The organism is Paraburkholderia sp. SIMBA_053 (assembly GCF_046534895.1).
GTDB classification, from domain to species: Bacteria; Pseudomonadota; Gammaproteobacteria; order Burkholderiales; family Burkholderiaceae; genus Paraburkholderia; species Paraburkholderia caledonica.
Genome location: NZ_JAWRXU010000138.1, coordinates 1 through 429, shown reverse-complemented (window position 1 = coordinate 429; position 429 = coordinate 1). Strand labels below are relative to the sequence as shown.

Annotated in this window: 1 protein-coding gene; it reads right to left on the bottom strand. The window is 64.1% G+C overall.

Annotation, left to right across the window (positions count from 1 at the left end):
• Positions 1-429 (bottom strand): glutamate cyclase domain-containing protein (locus SB753_RS34950; protein ID WP_410804610.1); only part of this gene is annotated, 429 nt, incomplete at both ends.

Here is a 429-nt window from a genome sequence, read left to right as displayed (position 1 = left end):
GAGCAGCCGCGCGGCTGCGTCTCGCGGCGCGACCATCGCCATCGCGGATACCAGACCCCAGCCGCCCCAGTTCGAGACGCTGGAAACAATCAGGTAGTCCGCGGGAATGGCGGCGCTGATCAACGGACCGTTGGGAATGTCGTCGTGGACGATTTCCTCGGGCAGCACACCCATACCGATTTCATTGCCACCGTCGCCGATGCCGATCGTGAGCCACGGACGCGACCACTCGGGATCTTCGAACAGAAGGTGCAGCGGAGCGGTGTCGTCGGACATATCCGCACCGTACTCGCGGTGCGGTCTGCCGTCGCTCGCGGGCGAAACCCGCTCGATTGCGATCATATGCGTGATCGGATGTTCGGCCTCGCTTAGCCGGGCTCTCAACGACTTGACCGATGCCGCGCTCACCGAGGTGATCTCGAACGCCAC